Here is a 19,487-nt window from a genome sequence, read left to right on the forward strand (position 1 = left end):
AAACCAATGGAATTGGAACAGGAGAGGTACAGAATATGAAAAAGATAACGAAACAGGACTTTGCCATAGAGCAGTTGTCCGAGAGTTCAGAAGTGATTCAACATGAAACGCTTAATCCCAGTATTTTATATTATGGTACGCCCGTATTGCTGTTAAGCACATTAAACGAGGATGGGTCAACCAACCTGTCTCCACTGTCTTCATCTTGGGCGCTGGGGGATTGTTTGGTTCTTGGTCTAGGTATACAGGGCAAAGCCTATCAAAATCTGAGTCGACACCCTGAGTGTGTGATTAATTTGCCAGATGCATCTATGTGGAAACAGGTTGAGGCATTGGGGCGTTATACGGGAGTTACCCCGGTTCCTGAGGAGAAAAGGCAGATGGGCTATACGTTTTGCCAGGATAAATTCACTGTAGCTGGACTGACATCTGAATCTTCGGTTCAGGTGGCTCCAGATAAAATAGCTGAATGTCCGCTTCAGATTGAAGCCGTTGTTCAACACATACGTATTCCTGAACACACACCATTCATGGCGATTGTGGAAGCGAAAGCCGTGAAGGTGCACGCGCACACAAGACTAATATCTGGACCGAACAAGATCAATCCGGAGGAATGGCATCCGCTGATATATAATTTTAGACATTATTACGGATTGGGAGAGAGACAAGGGGGCAATTTTCGGGCAGAGAATTGACCTGAGTAGAGGCTTTTTATTAGTCGGGGAAAGATTGGGTAATAGTAAAGATAGACACATGTAAGCATATACATAATGAAAGAGGTGATGTGCATGGAAGTGGAATACTTGATGCGTGTACTCATAGCTGGAATATGTGGTGTGCTAATCGGATATGAGCGCAAGAACCGAATGAAAGAGGCAGGAATTCGTACTCATTTTGTGGTCGCCGTCGGTGCTGCCCTGATGATGATTGTGTCGAAGTACGGATTTCAGGATCAGGCCGGTTGGGACAATCTGTCCCTGGATCCATCTAGGATCGCTGCACAGGTTGTTAGCGGTGTGGGGTTCATTGGCGCTGGCATGATCTTTACGCAGCGGCATACCGTCAGAGGATTGACCACAGCGGCTGGCATATGGGCTACGGCAGGCATGGGACTTGCGGTGGGTTCAGGTCTGTATTGGACAGGTGCAGGCGTGACGCTGCTTATTGTAGTGGCACAGATGCTACTGCATCGGCCTACACGCTGGCTGGTATCCGCCCGAACAGAGACGTTAACCATCCACCTGCAAACGGAGGGAGAGGCTCTGAAGAGTGTTTTGGCACTGCTGGGGCAGGAAAAGATCTCGGTCATCGGATTTAAAACAGAACAGCAAAAAAGCACAGACTCTGAAGAAGAGACTGTGCTTGAGTTCACATTGCAACTGCCGGGTTCATACCGGGGCGAGCAACTGATTATTTTGTTACAGGATGTGCCTCATGTTCGATCTGCTGAGTTGAAATGAAGCGAACCAGCTTGAATCAAAAGCTGACTCATCCATCCAGATTCAGTGGTTAATTCCGTACAGGTTCAATTACTGCCCTTCTCCGACAATCGTTTCCGGACGGGATACGGGTTTACCTTCAAGCAGGCACTCAATGGCATGTGCGACACCGTGCTCCACATTAGTCAGTGTTATGGCTTTGGCTAATGCCTGAATTTCTGGTTCGCCATTACCCATGGCGATGCCGAGTCCTGCCATTTTTAACATGGAGACATCGTTGAAGTTATCGCCAATCGCTGCTGTATCTTCCATGGAGATGTTCAGGTGAGCCGCCAATTTGGTGAGGGCATTACCTTTGGATACGTCCGGGTGCTGCATTTCGAAGTTATGCTCAAAGGATACAACCATGGCTACATCGGATCGGGAAGCGAAGTGTTCTCGTCCTGCCTTTACTTTGTCCGGATTCATGGAGAAGGCCATAATATTGTAAATGCAGGCTTCTGCCGGGATTTCGCTATGGTTGTTTACGCGGTGATAATCTTTTTTGTCATAGTGTTTCTTGATGGCCCGAATCATGCGTGCAATGTCCTCACCAGGGTTCGAACCAAGAACGCGTTCCATCTCGGCGAGCAAGGTCTCATGACTGCTAAGCGGGGCATAGATACCTTGCTGCGTTGAGGCCTCATAATAGAAATCATGATCCTCCAGCCACTGCATGACGGAAGCTGCTGTGTCACGTTCAAGTGGAAGATGGAATAGACGTTCACCGTCTGCATCATGAATCGTCGCTCCGTTGGAGCCGATAATTGGGGTTTTGATTCCGCCTTCGCGGCTGATGGTTACCACATCGGAGTAGACACGTCCTGTAGCGATTGTAACCTTCATACCGGATTGCTGTGCTTTTTGAATGGCTGCTGCATTCTCCGGGCTAATCTGGCTGTCTCTGTTCAATAAAGTTCCATCTAAATCTGTGGCAAATAATTTCATATATTTACAACTCCTTATCATCTGTAGGTTCAGGAATGAGAATCTCAACCTGTTGTTCGGCTAGAAAAACAAGCCATTCTTTGGTTGGCCATTGATCCGTAATCAAGACATCCACCAATGACCAGTCGGCAAAACGATAACCATAACGTCTATCAAACTTGGATTGATCGGCAAGAACAACGACTTTCTTGGCAGCCTTCATCATTTGGTGTTTAATTTTCCCTTCCTCTTCGGAAGCGCTGAAGCCATCCATGGTGATACCGCCAATTCCGATAAAGGCTTTATCTACATAATAGTGGGAGAGAGTCTCGATAACAGAGGTACCGTAGACATAACGTTGTTCCTTATCCACTTTGCCGCCGAGTAAACGAATCTGGACAGCTGTGTGATTGGAGAGAAGATCAGCGGAATGAATCGAATTAGTAATGACGGTACAGGATTTGCCGTTCAAGTTCTCGGCACAGGCCTGCACGGTCGTGGAAGAATCCAGAATAATGATCTCGCCTTGTCTTACAATGGCCGCAGCGAGTTTGCCGATGGCTCTTTTTTCCTCAGATACATCGAGTAAACGGTCTTTGTAGGATCTGAATTCTTGCGGAGGAGGGGGGAGAATCGCACCGCCACGTGTTCGAATAATGGCATCCTGTTCCTCAAGCTTGATCAGATCCCTGCGTGCAGTATCCCGTGATACATCAAACAAGGTGACAATATCATCGGCTGAGATGCGATTGTGTTTGCGTAGATGTTCAACAATGAGCTGCATTCGTTCTTCTTGAAACAAACATGTCACCTCCGGTTGTATGGATGACCGTACTTATACTGATACTTTAATTATAAGTATTCTTAATGTGCTTTGCAATATTATAAGTGAATATAAGTTTTTGTAAGTGTTTTAATGGGTGATTTACATTTTTCCTGCACAGTGATGACATTGGCATGAATAGGGAAGGTGGCGATTAATGGGTTTCTGAAGAGCAGTATCAACAGGCAAAAAAGGCTTGGGAAATAAATTTTAAAAAAAGTGTTGCAAGTATAAAATGTCCTGTGGTATACTCATTCTTGTCGCCAAGAAAGACAACTTGTTATTAAGGCCCGTTGGTCAAGGGGTTAAGACACCTCCCTTTCACGGAGGTAACAGGGGTTCGAATCCCCTACGGGTCATATCTTCACCACCTCATGAGATCTATATTTTCGATGAGAAATCCTCAAGTCATTGCTCTTAGAGACAAGAATGAAGCGTGGCACATCCGGTGAAGTTTACAGCAAGAGCCATTAGCTCAGTTGGTAGAGCACCTGACTTTTAATCAGGGTGTCGAAGGTTCGAGCCCTTCATGGCTCACCATTTTTACAATTGAATATGCGGTCGTGGTGGAATGGCAGACACGCTATCTTGAGGGGGTAGTGGGTGTATACCCGTGGAGGTTCGAGTCCTCTCGACCGCATCACAGCAACAACGTTATAAGATAGACTCTCATGATTATTCGTGGGAGTCTATCTTTGTGTTATACGTTATACCTCATCATATTTCGGGGATTTAAAGGCTGAGCATTCAGGAATAATGTGGTATAATTCAAGCAGATGAGTTGATTATTACGGTTGGAAGGCGGTTCTTGTATGCAGTCGATCTATGAGCGAATTGAACACCTGATTGCCGAACGAGGAATGACCAAGAAGGCTTTCTGCCAACAGCTGAAGATTAGCACGGGCAATCTGGGTGATTGGAAACGTGGCAAGTCTATTCCGAGTACGAATAAGTTAATTGAGATTGCTTCGTTTTTTGATGTGAGCCTCGACTGGCTCATGATTGGGCGTCCATCGAAGGAAGCGATGGTGCGGGAAAAACGGGAGGATTATTTTTTTGACGTGTTGCGGCAATTGAATTGCCAGGAAAGCGAATTATCGACTGTGGAACAGTCTTTTATCAGTGAATATATCGAGTTTACCCGTTACCGAAAATCCAAGGAAAGCAAAGATGCAGGCGACTATCGCTATAAGGCTGACAACAAATCAGAGAACAATTCTGAGGGAAACGAAGCGTAAGTGATATGGACAGCATCCTTAGACTGAATGTACAAAAACCTCTGGACTAATCCGAACACACTCGGAGACAGTTCAGAGGTTTTTTGTGTTAACTTATGATCGATATCTTTATTTACGAAAAACGAGGGTTTCTTTGCCCAGCAGATGGGGACGAAGTGTATTCCAGATCTGAAGACACTGTTCCTGAAGCTCCCAGGCTGCCATGCCAAGGAGTCGAACGCCGATGCCGCCGGTTGCCAGCAAACTTGCCCCTGCGAGCATTCGTCCATCTGGTGGCAGAGCGGATCTGACCTGTTCCAGCTGGGCAGTACCCAGTCCCGGGGCAATCATCCACAATGCAGCCGTGTGAGTATAGTGAAGGAGGGATGCTGAGTGTTTGGGGTCATCGGTTTCCGGTTCGAGTCCGAATCGATCCCAGACAGCCAGTTTCTCGCCTTGCCATATCTCCGTCAAGCTGCGGTAACGCTCGAATTGGAATGCTTCTCCCCGATGAATCCGTCCGGCAGACCAGATATCTGCATAGGCCAGGATCGCCTGTTCTTCCAGCTCAAAGGTTACAGTGAGTGATGATGAACTGCCTTTGAAAGGAATCACACATTCAGGAAAGTATTCCAGCGTGGCCCCTTTTCCCAACCGAAAGTGATGATTGACGGATGAGGGAATGGAAGGTGTGGGATGAAGCCTGGTAGCAGATGTGCTGCTCAGCATGACATGGGTGCCTTCCCCTAATTCCCACTCGGAATGATAGTGATCCCCGTTGAGGACTCCGGGAGAAACGTCTGACGTGTACACGCATAATTCGGTTCCACCTCCGGGAGGTCGAAAGGATCGGCTAAACCGGAGGGGGGCGCTGTAATAACGATCAGTCATGACAGTTCGCTCGCCTTGAAAGGCGAAGGTGGCCCGAAGCTCGCTGTGGCGCGTGACGGGCTCACCTGCACTTTCGTCCCGATTCATCTCTGTTCCCGTGGGGACAGAAGATGAATTAATGCGAGTGAGTGCCATGCTCATGGCTGTGTGAATGCAGATGTGCAGCGGAAGCATCGTCATCCATATATTGATGTTCAAGCCAGTGGACAATCTCGGATACACCTTCACCGCTCATTAGATTAGACATGACATAAGGACGGCCTTCGCGTACCCGCTCGGTATCATTTTTCATCACTTCCAGGCTTGCTCCAACGTAAGGGGCGAGGTCGGTTTTGTTAATTAACAGCAGATCTGAACGCGTGATGCCGGGACCGCCTTTGCGAGGAAGTTTCTCTCCTTGGGCAACGTCGATAATGTAGATGAACACATCAGCCAGTTCCGGACTGAATGCAGCAGAGAGATTATCGCCGCCGCTCTCGATGAAGATCAGTTGCAGATCCGGGAAGCGTTCAATTAACTCGTCAACTGCTTCAAAATTCATGGAGGCATCCTCACGAATAGCCGTGTGCGGGCATCCGCCTGTCTCAACGCCGATAATACGCTCTGGTGCCAGGGCGTTCTGACGCAGCAAGATTTCGGCATCTTCCTTGGTATAAATGTCATTCGTGATGACAGCAAGGCTATACCGTGTACGCAGTGCCTTGGACAGCTTCTCCACAAGGGCTGTTTTACCTGAACCTACCGGTCCACCAATTCCAATTCGCATCGGACGACTCCGATCAAATTCGTTGCGTTTCCACTCCGGATGATGCGTATGATTAGCTCCTCCACACATAACAATTCCTCCTAGGTTAGATAAAAGTTGTAGTTAAGACATAAACAGCCGCGCGGGTAAAGTCTCGTGTCGCATGGCATAGATTTCCTGGGCGATTCCGAAGCTGTGCATGTCTTCCGGGTCATTTTCCCGAATGAGAGCCCATTCCGCTTCGATATCATCAAGCAGTTTCTGAATCAACATCTGCGCTTCCGTTTGTCCGATGGGCAGCAGGCGAAGTGCGCTGTTCACATAAGCGTTCACTGAGGTATACAGATGCCCGGTAACGGCTTCGTCCAATCCAATCTCCAATTGATAGTTGATATAACCGTGAATGGTCGTGATGCCGCAATATGCGCCGTATTCCTGTATGGCCTTATCAATCAGGGAAAAGTCCATCCATGGATAGAGTGAACGGGCGAGCTTGAGCAGTCGCTTTCCCATTTTGTGTCCGCTTTCCCTGAGTTCCCGGGGGGAGCGCTGGGCGTGGACACGTTTGTCATACAGAGCAAGTAGAGCGGCATCTTGTTGTTTTATGGCTTGATAGACGCCTTTGATGGCAAGACCATCTAGTCGTACGAGACTGGAATGAAGCTGGCTGCGAATAAACTGTTCAAGCTGGGCGGTATTTCGTACGGTGCCATCATGCGTGTAGGCTTCCAGGCCAAAGGAATGGGAGAAGCCACCGATGGGCAGGGCTGAATCCAGCAGCTGAACGTAACGGAGTAGCTTCGTGCCACTGTTCATCATGAGTGCCCCCTTATCAGCTAATCCGTATTCCTATCAAAACATAAAGTACCGCTGTGCCATGGGCAACTCGTCTGCGGGTTCGCAGGTGAGAAGCTCGCCGTCGGCGCGCACCTCATAGGTTTCGGGATCGACTTCAATAACGGGGGTGACGTCGTTATGAATCATGTCTTTTTTGCTGACTGAGCGGCAGCCTTTGACGGGTTCAACCCGTTTTTTCAAGCCCAATGACTCTTTGATCCCTGCTTCTGCTGCGGCTTGGGATACAAATGTGATCGATCCGCTGGCAATGGCGCTACCATAGGCTCCGAACATCGGTCTGCCGAATACGGGCTGAGGTGTCGGGATGGACGCATTGGGATCACCCATCTGGGCGAACGTAATCATGCCACCCTTGATGACGATCTCGGGTTTTACACCGAAGTAAGCCGGTTTCCATATGATTAGATCTGCCAGCTTTCCAACTTCCACCGAACCGACGAGGTGTCCGATTCCATGAGCGATAGCGGGATTGATGGTGTACTTGGCGACATATCTCTTGATCCGATCGTTATCGGAGGGAGAATCCGGGTTGAGTTCGAGTTTGCCGCGCTGTTTTTTCATTTTGTCGGCTGTCTGCCAGGTACGGATAATGACTTCGCCCACTCGGCCCATGGCCTGTGAATCGGAACTGATGATGCTGAACACGCCTAGATCATGCAAAATGTCTTCGGCTGCGATGGTTTCAGGACGAATCCGCGAATCGGCAAAAGCTACATCTTCGGGGATGGATGGGTCCAGATGGTGACACACCATCAACATATCAAGGTGCTCTTCTACAGTGTTGCGTGTGTATGGTCGTGTTGGATTAGTTGATGAGGGGATAACGTAGGACTCCCCAGCGGCCCGGATAATATCAGGAGCGTGTCCGCCACCAGCGCCTTCCGTGTGGTAGGTGTGGATCGTCCGGCCGTTGATCGCAGCCAGTGTGTTTTCAAGAAATCCGGTTTCGTTCAGTGTATCGGTATGGATAGCCACTTGAACATCATGTTCCCCGGCGGCAGTAAGACAAGCGTCGATAGCGCTCGGGGTAGTGCCCCAATCTTCATGCAGCTTCAGGCCGATTACCCCAGCTTCAATCTGTTCAATTAAAGGTGCGGTACTGGAACTGTTGCCTTTGCCAAGGTAACCGATGTTCATGGGGAAAGCCTCTGCCGATTCTAACATCCGGTGGATGTGCCAGGCTCCTGGTGTGCAGGTGGTGGCTTTGGTTCCTGTTGCGGGTCCTGTTCCGCCGCCGATCATGGTCGTGACCCCGGAGGATAATGCAGTCTGAATCTGCTGTGGGCAGATGAAATGAATATGGGTATCAATGCCGCCAGCAGTTACAATCATGCCTTCACCGGCGATGATTTCGGTGGAAGCACCGATGACCAGTGCGGGATGAACGCCATCCATTGTATCCGGGTTACCGGATTTGCCGATGGCGCAGATGTGACCATCCCGAATGCCGATATCCGCTTTTACAATGCCCCAATGATCGATAATGATAGCGTTGGTGATAACAGTATCAGGAGTGCCGTCACTTCGCAGAGCAGTCGTAGACTGGCCCATCCCGTCGCGGATAACCTTGCCGCCCCCGAACTTGCTCTCATCTCCGTATACGGCATAATCATGTTCAATCTCTGCCCATAGTTCGGTATCTGCAAGTCTTACGGCATCGCCGGTTGTCGGTCCAAACATGGACGCGTATTGTTCGCGGCTCATTCGTTTCATGAAGGTTCACCTCCATCTTGTATGGGTGGAGAGAACGTCTTCAGGAATGTCTCCAGTTTCTGTGGATCAGGAGCTTGATCCGCAGAACCTTCGGTTAATCCGTTGAACCCGTGAATCTGGCGTTTGCCGCCAAAGGTCGTGAGTTCAACCGGCTTCTCTTCACCGGGTTCGAAGCGGACTGCTGTGCCTGCCGGAATGTGCAGGCGATGTCCAAAAGCTGACGTGCGATCAAAGTCCAGTGCTGCATTAACTTCATAGAAGTGAACGTGAGAGCCGACCTGGACGGGGCGGTCGCCGCGGTTGAGGACAATGAGGCGTAGGGTTGAACGATCCGGATGACAGATGATGTCGTCATCTGGCTTCAAACGATATTCACCAGGAATCATGGTTTCTCCTGCCTTTCTCAGCGTATAGGTTCATGTACGGTAACCAGTTTCGTACCGTCAGGAAATGTAGCTTCTACCTGTACTTCAGGAATCATATCGGCAACGCCATCCATGCAGTCTTCGCGTGTCAGGATGGTGCCTCCGTATCTCATTAATTCGGCAACGCTCATTCCATCCCGTGCTCGTTCCATAAGTTCGGAGGTCAACAAGGCGATGGCTTCGGGAACATTCAACTTGAGTCCGCGTGCTCTTCGTTCACGGGCTAGGTTAGCGGCCACGGTAATCAGGAGCTTTTCCTTTTCCTGCTCAGTCCAGTGCAAGGCAATCCGACCTTTCGCTTATAATGTCTGATATGTTCATGGATCATGTTATATGTTAAATATACTCACACAGGGTGAATCCTTTGTCAATAAGCTTCCGGGCTTATTAGCAGCATGCATGAAATGAGTAGGCATGAAATAAAATTATGTAAGCTATATTGACATGAAGAGTGTAACACTCCATAATTTGGATCAACGAACATTTCGGGTGTAAATGTCCTTAATGTTCGTCAATAGACTAAAAAAAGGGAGTGTAGGCTATTGAAGAAGAGGTCGGTCAAGTTATGGAGTGTTTTGCTCGGTGCGGTCATTGTGATGACAGGATGTGTGGAGGGTGCGGCGCCGCCTGAAGCTTCGGGTTCAGGTGGTACAGGAGAGCCGGCTGCATCTGGTGATACGATCAAAGTTGGCATTCTTCACTCCCTCAGCGGAACGATGGCAATCAGTGAGGTATCTGTTAAAGATGCCGAGATGCTAGCTATTGAAGAGATTAACGCCGCGGGCGGAGTTCTGGGTAAACAGATCGAACCTGTAGTTGAGGATGGCGCTTCGGATTGGCCTACTTTTGCGGAGAAGGCTGGGAAGTTACTACAACAAGATAAGGTCGCTGCGGTATTTGGAGGATGGACCTCTGCAAGTCGGAAGGCTATGCTCCCGGTGTTCGAACAGAACAAAGGTCTATTGTTTTATCCGGTGCAATATGAAGGATTGGAATCATCGCCAAACATTTTTTATACAGGAGCCACAACGAATCAGCAGATCGTTCCATCCGTAACCTGGTTACTGGAGAACAGGGGCAAGACGTTTTATCTGCTCGGTTCAGATTATGTATTCCCGAAAACGGCCAATCAGGTCATTAAGGCGCAACTCGCAGCAGAAGGCGGCGAAGTGGTGGGTGAGGAATATACACCGCTGGGCCATACCGATTATAGTACCATCATTAGCAAAATCAAGGCTGCAAAGCCTGATATTGTATACAATACGCTGAACGGAGACAGTAATGTAGCCTTCTTCAAACAATTGAAGGATGCTGGAATCTCCTCAGATCAGATGACGACCCTGTCGGTGAGTGTGGCGGAGGAAGAAATCCGTGGCATCGGCGCAGACGTATTGAAGGGCCACCTGGCTTCATGGAATTATTATCAGACAACGGATACGCCTGAGAATGCAACATTTGTTGCCAAGTATAAAGAAAAATATGGCGCTGATCGAGTGACAGCAGATCCAATTGAAGCGGGATATGTAGCGGTTTATCTCTGGAAGGCGGCGGTGGAAAAAGCAGGATCAACCGACGTGGAGAAGGTGAAAGCGGCTGCCAAGGGTCTGGAGTTTGACGCCCCGGAAGGTAAGGTAACCGTGGATGGAGAGAATCAACATATCTACAAAACGGTGCGGATTGGTGAGGTGCAGGAAGACGGGCAGTTCAAGGAATTGTGGAATTCTGGTGCGCCTGTCAAGCCGGATCCTTATCTGAAAACGTATGAATGGGGAGCATCCCTCAGCGCTAAATAACCTAGAAACCTCGATAACATAGAAACCTTGCAATAAAACAGGCAACTTGTTTCAAAGCAGCCAATTCATAGACGAGGGTGTGACAACACATCCTCTCACCGCATTGCGGTAAAGCGTTACTGTGGTGTGTAATGTGTTGCTGCCGCTAATTGATATCATGTGAAATATCGAGAGTCACGGTATGGAGGAGGGGATAGCGATGGATATGTTTATCCTGCAGATGTTCAACGGTCTGAGTATCAGTTCGATTTTGTTGTTGATTGCACTCGGTCTGGCGGTAACGTTTGGGCTGATGAATGTCATCAATATGGCTCACGGTGAACTGATCATGATCGGTGCATATGCAACGTATGTAACTCAAAATCTGTTCATGTCCTATGCTCCAGCGGCGTGGTTCGGTGCCTACTTTGTTGTGGCTCTGCCGATTGCGTTCATTGTAGCTGCTCTGATTGGCTGGTTGCTTGAAGTGGTGTTGATCAGGCATCTGTATGGCAGGCCGTTGGACAGTCTGCTTGCGACGTGGGGTGTAGGCATGATGCTGCAACAACTGGCCCGTACGATATTCGGAGCGCCGAATGTGGGGGTATCCAGTCCAGCCTGGCTCAATGGTGGATTGGCGATCTCGGATGGCATTGTATTTCCGTATAAACGAATTTTCATTATCGCACTGGTTGCGGTTGTGCTGCTGTGCATGTACCTCTATATCTATCGAACATCTTCCGGAAGACGAATGAGGGCTGTAATGCAGAATCGTAGCATGGCGGGCTGTCTGGGCATTTCGACACGACGGGTAGATGGCATGACCTTTGCGATTGGTTCGGGAATCGCTGGAATCGCTGGTTGTGCGTTAACGCTCATTGGTCCGATTGGTCCTTCGCTTGGTACGTATTATATTGTGGATGCGTTCATGGTGGTTGTCCTGGGTGGTGTGGGGAAATTGGTCGGAACCGTGTGCGGTGCACTGGGGATCGGTATGTTCAACACGTTGTTCGAAACCTATACCTCGGCTTCCATTGGAAAGGTGCTCGTGTTCGTATGTATCGTTGCTTTTCTGCAATGGAAACCACGCGGCTTGGTCGCGATGCGCACACGGAGTCTCGATTAACGTGAAGAAGGGGGTTAGTTCATGTCGGCATTACTCAAGACTGGCAGTCTGAAAATGAGGATTATCTGGGCGGTGGTACTGATCATGATGTGTCTCGCTCCACTGATCTCCACGGAGTTTCGTCTGAGTCTGTTAGCCAAGTTTTTGGCGCTGGCGATCCTGGCCATTGGTCTCGATCTGATCTGGGGATATGGAGGTGTACTGAGTCTAGGCCATGGTGTGTTCTTCGGTCTGGGTGGGTACGCGATGGCGATGTATCTGAAACTTCAGGCTAGCGGTGCAACACTTCCGGACTTCATGGGATGGAGTGGTCTCAGCGGCCTGCCGTGGTTCTGGGAACCGTTTCGCTCTTTCCCGGTGGCGCTGTTATTGGGGATAGCCCTTCCCGCATTGCTCGCCTTTGCTCTGGGCTGGTTTACATTCCGTAACCGGATTACCGGTGTATATTTTACGATCCTGACGCAAGCCCTGGTTCTCATTACGGTGACATTGTTTGTGGGCAAACAGGAATGGACGGGCGGAACGAATGGCATTACCGGGTATAATTCGATCTTTGGATTTACACTTCATTCCGCAGGAACAACGATTGCTCTCTACTATATAACGCTTGCTGTTCTGGTGATCGCTTATGTGCTGTGTCGTCGAATGGTGAACAGCCGGTTCGGTCAGGTGCTGGAAGCTGCGCGGGATGGAGAGAATCGTGTGCGATTCCTCGGATATGATCCGGCAGGATATAAAACACTGGCTTTTGCTTTTTCCGGTGCGCTTGCAGGCATCGCGGGCATGTTGTTTGTTCTTCAGGTCGGTATTATCTCGCCATCGATGATGGGGATTGTGCCTTCCATTGAGATGGTCCTGTGGGTTGCGCTGGGTGGTCGCGGTACGCTTATTGGAGCGGTCATCGGAGCAGTGGTGCTGAATGCAGCCAAAACAGGCATAAGCGAGGCTTACCCTGAAGGGTGGCTGTTCGTCATTGGTGGGCTCTTTGTAACGGTAGTCTTGTTCATGCCAAACGGTATTGTAGGTGTGTATCGTCACGTCGTTCGCTTGCTGAAGCGGAGAGGAGAGAGTGCGCATGTCCAAGTCACTCGGGAAAAACCTGAAGTCTACTGAGGAATCAACGGTGTTGGTAGCGGAGGATATTACGGTAGCCTTTGGTGGATTCGTTGCTGTCAAAGGCATGAATCTGAAGCTGCATGAGCATGACCTGCATTTTCTGATTGGACCCAATGGTGCTGGGAAAACAACGATGCTGGATGTGATATGCGGCAAAACAAAACCCATGTCCGGCTCGGTGAAGATGGCGGATGGTACGGAATTAACACGACTGAAGGAGCACCAGATTGTTCGCAAAGGTGTGGGACGCAAATTCCAGGCGCCATCGATCTTTGCGGGTCTGACGGTACAGGAGAATCTGACGCTGGCGGCGGAGACTCGCCGTTCACCTTTGCAAGCCATCGGTATTCGACGATATGGGAAGATGAGTGCTGCCATGGAGCATATTAGCCTCCAGATTGGTCTGCAAGACCGCATTAACGCCCGTGCAGGAGCATTATCCCACGGGGAGAAGCAGTGGCTGGAGATCGGCATGTTGCTCTTGCAGGAGCCTCGTGTGTTGTTGCTGGACGAACCAGCCGCAGGCATGACGGATGAAGAAACACACAAGACCGGGCGACTTCTGCAAGAGATTGCGCGTAAACGCTCGGTTGTGGTCGTGGAGCATGATATGGAGTTTGTGCGAGAGTTCGCAGCCAAGGTGACCGTGATGCATGAAGGTAAACTGTTGAAGGAAGGTACGATGGCGGAAGTGCAGGCGGATCCGAAAGTGGCAGAAGTGTATCTGGGCAAAAGGAGGGATGACCATGCTGTCGCTGCAACGAATTGAATCCGGCTACGGGGAAAGCAATGTGCTTCGTGGTGTGAGCCTGGATGTACAGCCTGGGCAGGTGGTGTGTCTGATGGGCCGTAACGGTGTAGGCAAAACGACGTTGATGAAAACATTGATGGGGCTGCTCAAAACACGCAAGGGCAATATTCAGTGGCAAAATCAGGAGTTATCCACGTTGGATACAGCCAAGCGGGCAAGGGCGGGGATCGGTTATGTACCGCAGGGGCGGGAGATTTTCCCACAGCTTACGGTGAAAGAGAACTTGTTGCTTGGCCTGGAGACAAGCGCACCGGGTGTAAAGACGTTCCCGGAGGATGTGCTGGCGATGTTCCCTGTGCTTGCTACGATGTATGGGCGGCAGGGCGGAGATCTGAGTGGTGGACAGCAGCAACAGTTGGCATTTGCTCGAGCGTTGGCTTCGCGTCCGGGGTTACTGCTACTTGATGAGCCGACAGAAGGCATTCAGCCTTCCATCGTGGAGGACATTCGGCAGGTTATTTTACAGCTCAAGGCAAAGGGGAACCTCTCGGTTCTGCTGGTCGAGCAGAGTATTGATTTTGTGCGCAGTGCCGCAGATTATATCTATATCATGGACAAAGGTACTATTACCCTACATGGGACACCGCAAGAACTGGATATGTCCCAGTTTGAACATCATCTGTCTGTGTAATTGTAGTTATCGTATCGAGTGCAGAGTGGGTTCAGGAACGCTTGTCCAGAATATTCGAGTATTTCGGATATAACCGCCGGATGCATTCCGGGCAGATGTCATGGGTGAATTCGGCGTGGGTGTGTTTCTCCAGATAACTCTCGACGGAGTTCCAATGTTCCTCTTCGTCCTTGATTTGTTTGCAGACAGCACAAATAGGCAGTAATCCTCGCAAGGTACGAACGTCAGACAGAGCCTTCTTCAATTGGCGTTCTGTCTTTTTCTGTTCGGTAATATTCATGTGGGCAATCAAAGCGAGATCGGTATTCAGGTTTGAGTTAGTGTGCGATAGAGGGGTGAGTTCCACACGAAACCACCTCTCTTCGTTGTATACCGTATACACGCAGATGTCATATGTATGATTTCGACTAAAGGGTGTTCCGCGTTCTTTCAAATTCTGTGCGACAAGTGCCATATTGGCGTTCTTGCCTTGTAATGCCCAGGCTTCCAACAGATGCAGGTAATGTCTATGAGTACTGTTCGCATCCGGGTTCGGTAATAGTTGACCGAGTTCCTGTTGCCAAGCACGGTTACAACTTTGGATAATCCAATCGTGATCAACGATGATGAGCTGGTGAGTTATGGAGTGGAACGACAGCCTCTCCAGATCGGATGTAACATGTCTCATGGATGGGGTCCTCCTTTGGCAGAAATCTTATCTCAGTTCATCTGGAATATCCAAAATATCAGCGACTAGGTGTCTGAATCGGGTTGCTTTGCGTGTGCCGTGAATGAGATTGGATAAACGATAGGGTGGGATGCCATGCTGTTCACAAAAGGTCTTCTGATCCACTTGAAGTTCGGTTAGCCGTCGTTTGATGGCCCATCCGAACGGAGTCACTGGCTTTTTCTTGTTCAAAAGGGTTCACCCCTGGTTAGAATGTAGTATTCAGTCGCTCTTTCTTCATGTAGAATATATAGAAATGCGAGCTGTATATTTTATTATATACGTAAATCCGTCATCTAACAATTAAAAAAGACGGAAAAAAGTGTATTTTGTGATGTAAAATGGCGTAAATACGTTAAATAAACCAATGAAATGACAAAAAACACGTCGGCAAGGAGGTTGCCGCGTGTTTTTTTGTGTCTGAATGAAGGGGAGTAAGAGTAGGTGGACGAGGATTAGGCCCTGTAGGCATGAAGTCCAGCTCCAAGCATATGGAAACTGGGGAAAAACGATTTCATGGACATCGAGGTTGGCTGTGCCAGTCCATCCGCAGCCGAGGCGCTGACGGTGTTCCATTCATTCTCCAGATCTGCGGCCAGGCGTACCGTCAGATCTTTGGTTGTATCGGTGTTCAGGGGAATGACTTTGGAGGCTTCGGTTATGCAGGCATTCATGGCTGAATGCAGATAACCAAGAACTGCCGCCTCGACAGGGATATCGAGGTGGTGGTTAATCCAGGCGTGAACAGTGGAGAGGCAGCCAACCGAATCATATTTGGCGAAGGTCTGTTCGAGCTGGCTGAAATCAATCCAGGGGTGCAGAGCGCGTGCGAGTCTGATCAATCGTTTACCCATGCTAGCAGCTTCTTCTCTGAGATCTCCAGGAGTTCGCTGAACATGTACGAGCTTGTCGATCAAGGCTATCCGCCATGTATCCTTGTGATCCGCTGCGGTATAGATGCCTTTGATGGCCATGCCTTCAAGACGAACGATGCTGGGGTGCAACTGACAACGCATGAATGATTCGAGATCTTCAGCATTACGAATGGTACCCTCCTTGATATGGATATCCATGCCGAAGGAATGGGTGAACCCTCCAACCTGAATAGAGGAATCAAGCAGTTTAACATAATCGAGCAGCTTATTCCCACGGTTCACAATCATTCGCCTCCTGTGTTCGTTAAATGTCACTTTAAGTAACATTTATATTCCTTATTGTTTGCTTTATGTTTGAAAATCCGAATTATATGATAGTTATCATCCCATAAATGTCCGCTTTTTGTCAATAGTGTCATTGAAATTCAATGGATTAAATCTGAAATTCAATATTTGTGTTATTTTACATAACATTTAAAGTTAAATGTTTGAGAAATGTAGGGGGATTATATATAAATGAATCAACAAGATCGGCTCTTACCGAAAAAGAGGGGATCGAATCTAATAATATGCAGTTCATGGGTAAAGATGACGAGAATATGCGATTTTTGATGAAAATGCCTAGTTGAAAAAGAAGTATTAAAAAACACTTTACTTTTAGAACAGAACCCGGTATAATCAATTCTGTTGCCGATTATTTACGACATGCGGTCGTGGTGGAATGGCAGACACGCTATCTTGAGGGGGTAGTGGGCGTATGCCCGTGGAGGTTCGAGTCCTCTCGACCGCATCATATGAACGATGAAGAAGAAGCTGTCCGTTATTGGAAAGCTTCTTTTTTTATCTTTTTTGAACAGTCTGACATCGGGGTTGAAAAAAAGGCCATCCATGATCGGAGGTAATGGAGCTCTACCTTTCCGGCTACGGGTGGCCTGTGTATTATTTTTGGAGTAAGTTCTTGATATCTTCTTCAATCTTATCCGGTGTTGTTTTGGGAGCATAACGTTTAATGACCTGTCCGTTCTGATCCACAAGGAATTTGGTGAAATTCCATTTGATTGCTTTGGAGCCGAGCAGGCCAGGAGCTTCTGTGCTAAGGTGCTGGAAGAGAGGGTGAGCGCTTGAGCCGTTCACATCAATTTTCTCAAACATGGGGAAGCTCACGCCATAATTCATCTGACAGAACTCGGCAATATCGTCGGAAGAACCTTTTTCCTGTGCAAACTGGTTGCTTGGGAAACCAAGAACTTCAAATGGAGCATCCTGGAACTTGTCTTGCAGTTCTTGCAGACCTTTGAATTGAGGAGTAAGGCCGCATGAGCTTGCCGTATTCACAATCAGGAGCACTTTGTCACGGTAGTCGGACATTTCAACTTCTTGACCGCGAAGGGTATTCACTTTGTAATCGTAGACTGTCATCTAAATCGCCTCCATTGATATACTCTTATATCTTCTATTATATTGGTTGCAATTAAATATTGCAAAACTAATGTGGTGTTAAAAGAATCAAAACAGGCAACTTGTGCAGAATACGTGAATGAATTGCGAAGTGATTTTCGTCAGCGTGAGAATTAGATAGCCTTGAAGAGATGGATAGAGTATAACCTTATTGTAAGCGTTATTCTGGATGAGTATTGGCAGAAATCTGCCGATTCGGTGATCTGTGCGGACTTTACAGCGTCATGGCGCGGGTGTATGATTCATAACGTAATTTCAATTTAAACTAAATTGTACTTGAAAAACGAAACAAACGATAATATCGCTCGATCTTACTTTAAGATATACGAACGATGTTTTAATCGCTGAGTTTCCATTCATTCATGAGTGGGAAACGGGGGAACCAACGGAATGCGCTGTCCAGGACAGTAGGCATTCATGGGGTGAATTTTCCGGTGACAGCCGGAAATAGGGCGACTCTCGCGCCCGAATCCGTCAGCTAACCTCGTAAGCGTTAAAGGGAGAGGCAACAAGCCGTACGCTGGTTCATGGCGTTTTCGCCATGGGTTATTTAAGAAGCGTTCGGGAGGCCTTGGTCCCCCACGCTTCTTTTTTGTTGTCTTTTCACGCCAAGGGAGGAACGAATGATGGATACTGAGATGATCTTAGTGACTGCTCCAAATGAAGCAGGACGCAAATTTATCAAATTGCTGATGTACAAAAAAATGCCGTTTGCCGTTCTAACCAACAGTGCAGGGGAAGAGCGGAGACTCCGCAGAATCGGGGTAGAGCATGTCATTCGCATGAATACGGCTGCAGCTCAAAAATGGTTTTTGCCGCAGGGTAGCGTAGGCAACGTGTTTATTTTCGAGAACAGCCTGAATTTGACCTGTCGTTATTTACAGATCTGCCGTTCATGGACTTCGAAATCCCTGTGCGTCATCACGGAGCAGAGTCATCCAAAGGGCATCTATCGCGGGATGGGCGCAGACCGGATTGTATATTCGCTCAATGGGGAAGTCGGCTTTCTCCTCAATGGTTAATGCCATAGCTTGTGATTGCTCAGGTGTAAGGTGCCTGTTATAATTGAATGTATTAGAATCAAATTCACTCAAGGTATTATGAAATTGATTCATCGATAAACGGAAATTTGAGGAGACTCATGCGTGATGGTGGGTCTTCTTTTTTTATGCTTACAGGGAGGAATTGGCATGCCGGATGTGAGTGGGTTAAAGTGGTTATTTTTTGATGTTGGAGATACGCTGGTGGATGAATGGGAGCCGGTTGATGATATTATCGGACAGTTCGTCCGTGAAGCTTGTGCTTTAGGGTATCCAGTAGAAATTGAGGCGGTACGCGAACTGTTCGCGAGCTGTTACCGGAAATACGAGCAATGGCCCATGAGAGTGGCTATTAGCACATTCATTGAAGACGAGGGCCACCGGAAACAGATTCAGGACAAGCTGAAGTTTCAAAAAGATCTTGAACGTCCTTTTCCTTCAGCGGATTCCGTTCTGCAGAAGTTGTCACGGTATTATCGCATTGGCATTATTGCCAATCAGAGTCTTGGAACGGAAGAGAGACTGGAGAGCTACGGCTTGCGGAAGTATGTTGATGTTCTGGCGTGTTCAGCCGAAGAAGGAGTGTCCAAGCCAGACCCTGAGTTATACGCTGTGGCCTTGAAACAGGCAGGCTGTGAACCAGAGGAAGCTGTCATGGTTGGGGATCGGATCGATAACGACATTATTCCTGCCCGGAAGATGGGTATGCACACGATTCGAATCATGCAGGGTTATGGGCGATTCCAACCGGAACTCTCCGATGACGACCGTGCGGATTGGACCGTTGATTCATTGGATCAGCTCCTGCCGTTACTGATACCAAATCAGAATTAGATGATTGCGTTCAAGAGGTTCTGCTCTAAATGAAAACACGT

The 19,487-nt window shown here is 48.5% G+C and carries 22 protein-coding genes, 4 tRNA genes and 1 riboswitch; of the genes, 14 read left to right on the forward strand and 12 right to left on the reverse strand.

What is annotated here, in order from left to right; translation table 11 throughout:
- Positions 1–35: 35 nt before the first annotated feature.
- Positions 36–695: a flavin reductase family protein gene (locus PAHA3_RS01250; protein ID WP_062833111.1), complete on the forward strand. Its 660-nt coding sequence runs from the start codon at positions 36–38 to the stop codon at positions 693–695.
- A 93-nt stretch (positions 696–788) separates the two neighbouring features.
- Positions 789–1,460: an MgtC/SapB family protein gene (locus PAHA3_RS01255; protein ID WP_062833112.1), complete on the forward strand. Its 672-nt coding sequence runs from the start codon at positions 789–791 to the stop codon at positions 1,458–1,460.
- A gap of 69 nt (positions 1,461–1,529) precedes the next feature.
- Here the strand turns inward: PAHA3_RS01255 and PAHA3_RS01260 are convergent, their stop codons facing one another.
- Together PAHA3_RS01260 and PAHA3_RS01265 are read right to left on the reverse strand one after the other, a co-directional pair.
- The gene (locus PAHA3_RS01260; RefSeq protein ID WP_062833113.1) at positions 1,530–2,426 is read right to left on the reverse strand and encodes a Cof-type HAD-IIB family hydrolase; all 897 of its coding nucleotides are present in this window, start codon (positions 2,424–2,426) and stop codon (positions 1,530–1,532) included.
- Between the two features lie 4 nt (positions 2,427–2,430).
- Positions 2,431–3,207 carry a DeoR/GlpR family DNA-binding transcription regulator gene (locus PAHA3_RS01265; RefSeq protein ID WP_062833114.1) on the reverse strand — a complete coding sequence of 259 codons (777 nt, stop codon included), beginning with the start codon at positions 3,205–3,207 and terminating at the stop codon, positions 2,431–2,433.
- A gap of 308 nt (positions 3,208–3,515) precedes the next feature.
- On the opposite strand from PAHA3_RS01265, the gene PAHA3_RS01270 reads away from it, so the two are divergent.
- From PAHA3_RS01270 to PAHA3_RS01285, 4 genes are all read left to right on the forward strand, one after another.
- Positions 3,516–3,587 (forward strand) — tRNA-Glu (locus tag PAHA3_RS01270).
- 105 nt (positions 3,588–3,692) lie between these two features.
- Positions 3,693–3,768: transfer RNA gene (locus PAHA3_RS01275), tRNA-Lys, on the forward strand.
- Positions 3,769–3,785: 17 nt separating this feature from the next.
- Positions 3,786–3,868: transfer RNA gene (locus PAHA3_RS01280), tRNA-Leu, on the forward strand.
- Positions 3,869–4,040: 172 nt separating this feature from the next.
- Entirely contained in the window at positions 4,041–4,466 is a 426-nt protein-coding gene (locus PAHA3_RS01285) for a helix-turn-helix domain-containing protein (protein WP_062833115.1), read from the forward strand.
- Between the two features lie 108 nt (positions 4,467–4,574).
- Here the strand turns inward: PAHA3_RS01285 and PAHA3_RS29750 are convergent, their stop codons facing one another.
- The 6 genes from PAHA3_RS29750 to PAHA3_RS01315 are packed head-to-tail and all read right to left on the reverse strand — an operon-like array spanning position 4,575 to position 9,358.
- On the reverse strand, positions 4,575–5,477 hold the full coding sequence (locus PAHA3_RS29750) for an urease accessory protein UreD (RefSeq protein WP_167350836.1): 903 nt from the start codon (positions 5,475–5,477) through the stop codon (positions 4,575–4,577).
- Entirely contained in the window at positions 5,452–6,171 is a 720-nt protein-coding gene (ureG, locus tag PAHA3_RS01295; protein ID WP_062833117.1) for an urease accessory protein UreG, read from the reverse strand. The genes PAHA3_RS29750 and ureG overlap by 26 nt, the downstream gene beginning before the upstream one ends.
- 33 nt (positions 6,172–6,204) lie before the next feature.
- Positions 6,205–6,897 carry an urease accessory protein UreF gene (locus tag PAHA3_RS01300; RefSeq protein WP_062833118.1) on the reverse strand — a complete coding sequence of 231 codons (693 nt, stop codon included), beginning with the start codon at positions 6,895–6,897 and terminating at the stop codon, positions 6,205–6,207.
- Between the two features lie 36 nt (positions 6,898–6,933).
- The gene (gene ureC, locus PAHA3_RS01305) at positions 6,934–8,652 is read right to left on the reverse strand and encodes an urease subunit alpha (RefSeq protein WP_062833119.1); all 1,719 of its coding nucleotides are present in this window, start codon (positions 8,650–8,652) and stop codon (positions 6,934–6,936) included.
- Positions 8,649–9,038: an urease subunit beta gene (locus PAHA3_RS01310; RefSeq protein ID WP_062833120.1), complete on the reverse strand. Its 390-nt coding sequence runs from the start codon at positions 9,036–9,038 to the stop codon at positions 8,649–8,651. Before PAHA3_RS01310 ends, ureC begins: the two co-directional genes overlap by 4 nt.
- A 17-nt stretch (positions 9,039–9,055) precedes the next feature.
- The gene (locus PAHA3_RS01315) at positions 9,056–9,358 is read right to left on the reverse strand and encodes an urease subunit gamma (protein WP_062833121.1); all 303 of its coding nucleotides are present in this window, start codon (positions 9,356–9,358) and stop codon (positions 9,056–9,058) included.
- Positions 9,359–9,619: 261 nt separating this feature from the next.
- Here PAHA3_RS01315 and urtA point away from each other — a divergent pair, with 261 nt between their 5' ends.
- The 5 genes from urtA (at position 9,620) to urtE (ending at position 14,533) form a co-directional block, all read left to right on the forward strand.
- A complete protein-coding gene (urtA, locus tag PAHA3_RS01320) occupies positions 9,620–10,870 on the forward strand; it encodes an urea ABC transporter substrate-binding protein (protein ID WP_062833122.1) in 1,251 nt (416 codons plus the stop codon).
- A gap of 199 nt (positions 10,871–11,069) precedes the next feature.
- The gene (gene urtB, locus PAHA3_RS01325) at positions 11,070–11,975 is read left to right on the forward strand and encodes an urea ABC transporter permease subunit UrtB (RefSeq protein ID WP_036610830.1); all 906 of its coding nucleotides are present in this window, start codon (positions 11,070–11,072) and stop codon (positions 11,973–11,975) included.
- A 21-nt stretch (positions 11,976–11,996) separates the two neighbouring features.
- Complete coding sequence (gene urtC / locus PAHA3_RS01330; RefSeq protein WP_062833123.1) at positions 11,997–13,088, forward strand: urea ABC transporter permease subunit UrtC; 1,092 nt, start codon at positions 11,997–11,999, stop codon at positions 13,086–13,088.
- Complete coding sequence (urtD, locus tag PAHA3_RS01335) at positions 13,051–13,860, forward strand: urea ABC transporter ATP-binding protein UrtD (protein ID WP_062835927.1); 810 nt, start codon at positions 13,051–13,053, stop codon at positions 13,858–13,860. The genes urtC and urtD overlap by 38 nt, the downstream gene beginning before the upstream one ends.
- Entirely contained in the window at positions 13,838–14,533 is a 696-nt protein-coding gene (gene urtE / locus PAHA3_RS01340) for an urea ABC transporter ATP-binding subunit UrtE (protein WP_062833124.1), read from the forward strand. The genes urtD and urtE overlap by 23 nt, the downstream gene beginning before the upstream one ends.
- Before the next feature lie 31 nt (positions 14,534–14,564).
- On the opposite strand, the gene PAHA3_RS01345 is transcribed toward urtE, so the two are convergent.
- From PAHA3_RS01345 to PAHA3_RS01355, 3 genes are all read right to left on the reverse strand, one after another.
- Complete coding sequence (locus tag PAHA3_RS01345; RefSeq protein WP_062833125.1) at positions 14,565–15,200, reverse strand: hypothetical protein; 636 nt, start codon at positions 15,198–15,200, stop codon at positions 14,565–14,567.
- Positions 15,201–15,227: 27 nt separating this feature from the next.
- Entirely contained in the window at positions 15,228–15,431 is a 204-nt protein-coding gene (locus PAHA3_RS01350; protein WP_017690011.1) for a hypothetical protein, read from the reverse strand.
- Positions 15,432–15,694: 263 nt separating this feature from the next.
- Positions 15,695–16,396 carry an urease accessory protein UreF gene (locus tag PAHA3_RS01355; RefSeq protein ID WP_167350837.1) on the reverse strand — a complete coding sequence of 234 codons (702 nt, stop codon included), beginning with the start codon at positions 16,394–16,396 and terminating at the stop codon, positions 15,695–15,697.
- 425 nt (positions 16,397–16,821) lie between these two features.
- Here PAHA3_RS01355 and PAHA3_RS01360 point away from each other — a divergent pair.
- Positions 16,822–16,904 (forward strand) — tRNA-Leu (locus tag PAHA3_RS01360).
- A 149-nt stretch (positions 16,905–17,053) separates the two neighbouring features.
- Here the strand turns inward: PAHA3_RS01360 and PAHA3_RS01365 are convergent.
- A complete protein-coding gene (locus PAHA3_RS01365; RefSeq protein WP_036610823.1) occupies positions 17,054–17,533 on the reverse strand; it encodes a glutathione peroxidase in 480 nt (159 codons plus the stop codon).
- Positions 17,534–17,904: 371 nt separating this feature from the next.
- Positions 17,905–18,080, forward strand: a riboswitch (cyclic di-AMP (ydaO/yuaA leader).
- Positions 18,081–18,198: 118 nt separating this feature from the next.
- Here PAHA3_RS01365 and PAHA3_RS01370 point away from each other — a divergent pair.
- Both PAHA3_RS01370 and PAHA3_RS01375 read left to right on the forward strand, forming a co-directional pair.
- On the forward strand, positions 18,199–18,594 hold the full coding sequence (locus PAHA3_RS01370; protein ID WP_017690008.1) for a hypothetical protein: 396 nt from the start codon (positions 18,199–18,201) through the stop codon (positions 18,592–18,594).
- 168 nt (positions 18,595–18,762) lie between these two features.
- A complete protein-coding gene (locus PAHA3_RS01375) occupies positions 18,763–19,446 on the forward strand; it encodes an HAD family hydrolase (RefSeq protein ID WP_062833127.1) in 684 nt (227 codons plus the stop codon).
- Positions 19,447–19,487: the final 41 nt, after the last annotated feature.

It is taken from the genome of Paenibacillus amylolyticus, from assembly GCF_001570725.1.
Taxonomy (GTDB): Bacteria; Bacillota; Bacilli; order Paenibacillales; family Paenibacillaceae; genus Paenibacillus; species Paenibacillus amylolyticus_A.